This is a genomic window from Rhodococcus sp. BH5, from assembly GCF_027583855.1.
Classification (GTDB): Bacteria; Actinomycetota; Actinomycetes; order Mycobacteriales; family Mycobacteriaceae; genus Rhodococcus_F; species Rhodococcus_F qingshengii.
In genome coordinates this window covers 1-4,340 of record NZ_JAJHVW010000050.1, presented here as the reverse complement: position 1 = coordinate 4,340, position 4,340 = coordinate 1, and the positions used below count along the sequence as shown (strand labels likewise).

At 60.7% G+C, this 4,340-nt stretch carries 6 protein-coding genes; all 6 read right to left on the bottom strand.

Translation table 11 applies throughout. The features are described 5' to 3' along the window. Positions 1–291 precede the first annotated feature (291 nt). The 6 genes from RhoBH5_RS32290 to RhoBH5_RS32265 all read right to left on the bottom strand — a co-directional run bounded on the left by RhoBH5_RS32290 (position 292) and on the right by RhoBH5_RS32265 (position 4,206). The gene (locus tag RhoBH5_RS32290; protein WP_270009604.1) at positions 292–1,032 is read right to left on the bottom strand and encodes a hypothetical protein; all 741 of its coding nucleotides are present in this window, start codon (positions 1,030–1,032) and stop codon (positions 292–294) included. Continuing rightward, on the bottom strand, positions 960–1,577 hold the full coding sequence (locus tag RhoBH5_RS32285) for a DUF2637 domain-containing protein (RefSeq protein ID WP_442972508.1): 618 nt from the start codon (positions 1,575–1,577) through the stop codon (positions 960–962). Before RhoBH5_RS32285 ends, RhoBH5_RS32290 begins: the two co-directional genes overlap by 73 nt. A gap of 159 nt (positions 1,578–1,736) precedes the next feature. Beyond that, positions 1,737–1,985 carry a plasmid partition protein ParG gene (locus tag RhoBH5_RS32280; RefSeq protein WP_270009603.1) on the bottom strand — a complete coding sequence of 83 codons (249 nt, stop codon included), beginning with the start codon at positions 1,983–1,985 and terminating at the stop codon, positions 1,737–1,739. After that, positions 1,982–2,572, bottom strand: coding sequence for a ParA family protein (locus tag RhoBH5_RS32275; protein WP_270009602.1), 591 nt, complete (start codon positions 2,570–2,572; stop codon positions 1,982–1,984). The genes RhoBH5_RS32280 and RhoBH5_RS32275 overlap by 4 nt, the downstream gene beginning before the upstream one ends. Positions 2,573–2,920: 348 nt before the next feature. Then, a complete protein-coding gene (locus RhoBH5_RS32270) occupies positions 2,921–3,562 on the bottom strand; it encodes a hypothetical protein (protein ID WP_270009601.1) in 642 nt (213 codons plus the stop codon). A gap of 446 nt (positions 3,563–4,008) precedes the next feature. Next, entirely contained in the window at positions 4,009–4,206 is a 198-nt protein-coding gene (locus tag RhoBH5_RS32265; protein ID WP_270009600.1) for a hypothetical protein, read from the bottom strand. Positions 4,207–4,340 lie beyond the last annotated feature (134 nt).

Sequence of the window (4,340 nt, the reverse complement as noted above, 5' to 3'; positions counted from 1 at the left end):
GCGCTCTGGTCTATCTGGGCGGTAGCTGAGCGCGAAGCCAGCTCTGTGCGCGGGAGAGGGCTAATTCGCTATGCTCAAGGTAGCCGTCGGACCATTCGATTCCGCACTTGTCGATGCGCTCGATGTCAAGGGTTAGGTGTTCGCGTTCGATCTTGTCGAGGACAGCGGTGTACAGGAGCTTCTTGCGGATGAAGGCGGGCGATGACAATCTGGCTCCCGGAGATGAGGCGTGGTGGGCCGAGTACACCGACCGTCTGGAGACGGCGGCACGCGAGGCCCACCACGCCTGAACTACTCGAATACCGCTGCTGCGCCGATCACCACGACAACGATCACGAAGTTGATCAGTAGCAGTGGCCAGACGAAACGCAGGAACTTGTCGTAGCCGACCTTCGCCATGGCCAACCCGCCGACAACGACGACGTTGGTCGGGGCAACCATCAGTATCAGACCGTGGCCCATATGGAAGGCGGTGATGACGAGTGCGCGGCTGACTCCGGCGAAGTCGCCGAGCGGAGCGAGCAGCGGCATCGCCAGGGTGGCGTGACCGGAACTGGACGGGATCAGGAACGCCAGCGGGATGTTGACGAGCATCACCAGGATCGCGAAGACTCCCGCCGAAGCGCCGCTGACCAATTGCTCCACCGCGTTGAGGATGGTGTCGAGGGTTTCGGTGTTGGTCATGATCACCGAGACGCCGCGAGCGAGCAGGATGACGATCGCCGGGCCGACCATGTCGCCGGCTCCACGCGTGATCAGGGAGACGATCTTCTTCTCACCCATCTTCGCGACTATGCCGACGAGAACGGCGGCGAGGATGAACAGCATCGCCAATTGCGGGAACCACCAGTTCAACTCGAACCAGTAGGGCTCGGTTGCCGTGACGTGGTACGCATCGTACTCGGCCGGACCGGTGGTGGCGCCGAAGATGCTCGACCACGGGATGAGGGAGAAGATCATCAGTCCGAAGGTGAGTCCGGTGATGAGCAGTACCAGCTTCTGAGTTCCGGTGAGCTTGCCGTCGATGTCCACCGGCTCGGCCGGCTCTTCGTCTTCGTCGTCCGCGATGTCAGGTCAGACGCAGCGTTCTTTGCGTCTTCACTGGCTGTGGCTGATTCGACGATCTCGCGGTAGGCGGCGTAGGCCATTCCGACTGCCTTCACCAAGATCGTGATTCCATGTGTGAATGCCAAGACCAGGGCCGGCGGAATGATCGCTATGGCCGCTGCAATGGAGGGCGTGAGGGGGCTGAACCCGAGGTCTCCCCCACCGTCGATGAACTTTCGTGCAGCGACTGCGGCGTGATAGGCGTGGTAGGCGTTTCCGAGGATGCTGATCACGACGACGCTGACGGCAAGCGCGATGTAGAAGCCTCGGTCGCGTCGGTTCATGTTGAGCTTGCTGATGATGATGATGACGATGGCGATGGTGGCGCCGAGGATTGCACTATCCACGATCGCCGGGAAAATCCAGGTCAGATTTTCCGGGATGAGTGCTTGCCGTGCGAGGTCACGTTGCACGGCGAAGGAAAGCACGAATGCGCCGGTGGTGATACCAAGCGCAATGACGATCGCCAAGGCTAGAGCGGCGAGCAGCGCGCCTAGCTGAACACGGGCTGCCCGGACGCTAAAAGTCGTTCATGATCGGGTTTCTTCCTTCAAGTGGTTTCCCGGTCTGGAGCCTCGCCGGTTGCACCCCGGCGAGGCTCCTTCGTTTTGCGCAACAGCATCACGGGGTTATGAGCGACCACTGTTGGTTTCGGTCCACTGTTCGATCATTTCCTCGACGACGTCGCGCATTTTCTTGCCACTTCCTGCAACGGCTGCTTTGAAACGTCTGTGCAGTTCAGCGTCGATTTGGACTGTGAGTTTCGTGCGGTCTGCGTCCGGCTCGACGAAGCTGGAAGTCACCGAGGGAGTTGCGATCGGCGGGGCGGACTTGCGAGGTCCGAGGGTTGGTGTCGTCTTGGCCTTGGGGATGCTCATACTGTCAGCGCCTCTGTGATTTCGTTGACGACGTCGGAATACCCTTCGTCGCGCTTTGGGGTAGTGCCGAATGTTGACCGGATGCGCTCGCGCATGGGGATGACGGTGTCGAATCGAGCGGCGTCGTTGCTGTCGAACGCTGCTTTGGCGTCTTCGAGCAGATTCGTTCCGAGCCGTGCGGAAGTGATGAGAATTCCGTATGGCAGGCGGCCCTGCACCGAAGGCAATGTTTCCCAGACTCGGGCGGTGTCGAGTCCTGTAGCGGCGGTGGGCATTATGACGAAGTTGGAGGCTCCGATCGCAGCGTCGATAACTTGCCCGTCACCGGGCGGGGTATCGATGATGACCACCTGATCGTCGCCGTCGGTGGCGTACTTCCCCAGTCGCTTCATGTTCACGACGTGCACCGGGAACGGGAGTGGATCTCCGGCCTCGGTGGCGCGGTCAGCCCAGTCAGTCGCTGACCCCTGTTTATCCAAGTCGAGGACGACGACCTTCCTCCCCCGGTTGTGAAATGCGAGCGCAAGGTAGATCGCGCTCGTCGTCTTGGCTGTCCCGCCTTTGGTGTTGACCAGACTGATGATCATCGAGAAGCGCCCTTTCGCTCGTTTACAGTTTGCCGGTTTCACGGTTCCCGACTTACCAGAAAACCGTAAAAACAGTTACTCACGATACAGATTTGCAGGTTGCCGTCTAGCCGTCTAGCCGTCTAGCTGGGTTACCGGTTTCCCGCTCACCTGCATGTGCAGTATGCCGCTTTACTGAATACCTGTCTATGCAGTTTACTGCATTACCGTTTACCCGTATTGCCGGTAAGCCGGACTGCCTGCAAGGTCCGCAAAAAGCAAGTTCAGGGCGTTGCGAGGTTGGTTAGAGAAGGTTTCTGTTCGCCCCGCGATCACCTGTTCGCGCCCTCACCATCGACTTCGCCGGCTTCACTTGTGGGGCCCAACCATCCATGTTGGATGGTTGGGCGGGGGTGCATCATCCATGGCGGACGGACTCCATCCACACTGCAAATTGCGGGTCATACCCACACGGCGGCGGAGAGAGTGCTGCAGACGTGGCCGACATTTGGAAGGCGTGTCCTTCGTCCGCAGCCGAATGTTGTTTCGTGATGGGCCGAAGACTGTCATGCCGTGCTCTACCTCGGCCGGGGTGGGGCTGTGATGGAAGAGCGAGACGCGGTCTGTTGCGTGCACTGCGGCTTGGCCGTAGGAGTGCACGGTCGCGTTGTCGTAGGCATAGGTGGTGGTGTCCTCGCCGACTTCGCCGTAGGAGTCGTCGACGAGGTTGCTTGTTGCGCGGTTGGTGGCGCGGACGCGGGTGGTGTCGAATGCGTCGGTATGGGCGTTCCCGTATGCGAAGAGGGTCGTGTGTCCGAAGATTTGGGATCGTGCGGCGTCTGTAGCCACGATCTGGGCGCTGCGCTTCGTTTCGGGTGTCAGTCGGGTGATGATGACGCGGGAGACGCCGATGATGCGGATGGTGATGCCGTCGACGAGCTCGGCGTCGGTGAGTTTGAGGGGTTCATCGGCGCGATGGTCGATAACTATGGTCTTTGCGCCGGTGCGCAAACGTTCGTGTATCTGGGGGACTGTCTGGCAGGTGGAGAGCGGCCGGCGTTTGACGGGCGGCTGCTTTGGAGACGGGTGTTTACCGTTCATCGCTTACCCCGATCCGAGAGATGGGTGATCCGCACGTGCAAGGTTTCATTCTCGCGTGCGGATGCCTGGGTCTTTCGGATGCGGGCGCTGTCGACTGCTCGGCGGGCGACGAAACGTGCTGCTTGGCGGCCGGGGAGTCTTCGGCCGCTGCTAATGCGTACCGGCCGCGCTCTGCCTCAAATGCTGCTGCCTGTCGTTCGCGTTCGGCTTTTTCCTGGTCCGCGGCGATTTGAGGGAATGTGCGGCGCGAAGGCAAGATCCTGTTGCTTCATGAGCCAACGGATGAATGCGATGGGCGCTTCGGGGATCGCGCCATTCGCGTGGCCTTACTCCAGGCGTCGATAGTGTCGTTCAAGTCAGCGGCGGTCCAACTGTGTGCCGCGGAGTCGGCCAGTGCGGGCGCCCAACCTCGGGGGTGTGCCGCCCCGCGCCCAAGCGGGAGTTCGTGGATTGCTGAGCCATTTGGATGCGAGCAGCAGGCCCTTCCGGATGGCTTCGACCTTCTCGACGGCAGCCTTCGGCTCCTTGCACCACGGAGCGGCTCGTTTATCCACAGATCGTTTTTATGAAGTCTCCGCCTTGTGAACGAGGCGGTTTCCGTACTCGCTGCCGTTGTCAGGCGGCTGTTTTCGGGTTTTGACGTTTCACGGTCTGCCTGACGGCGTTGGGCTCCACGTCCTGCACGGCC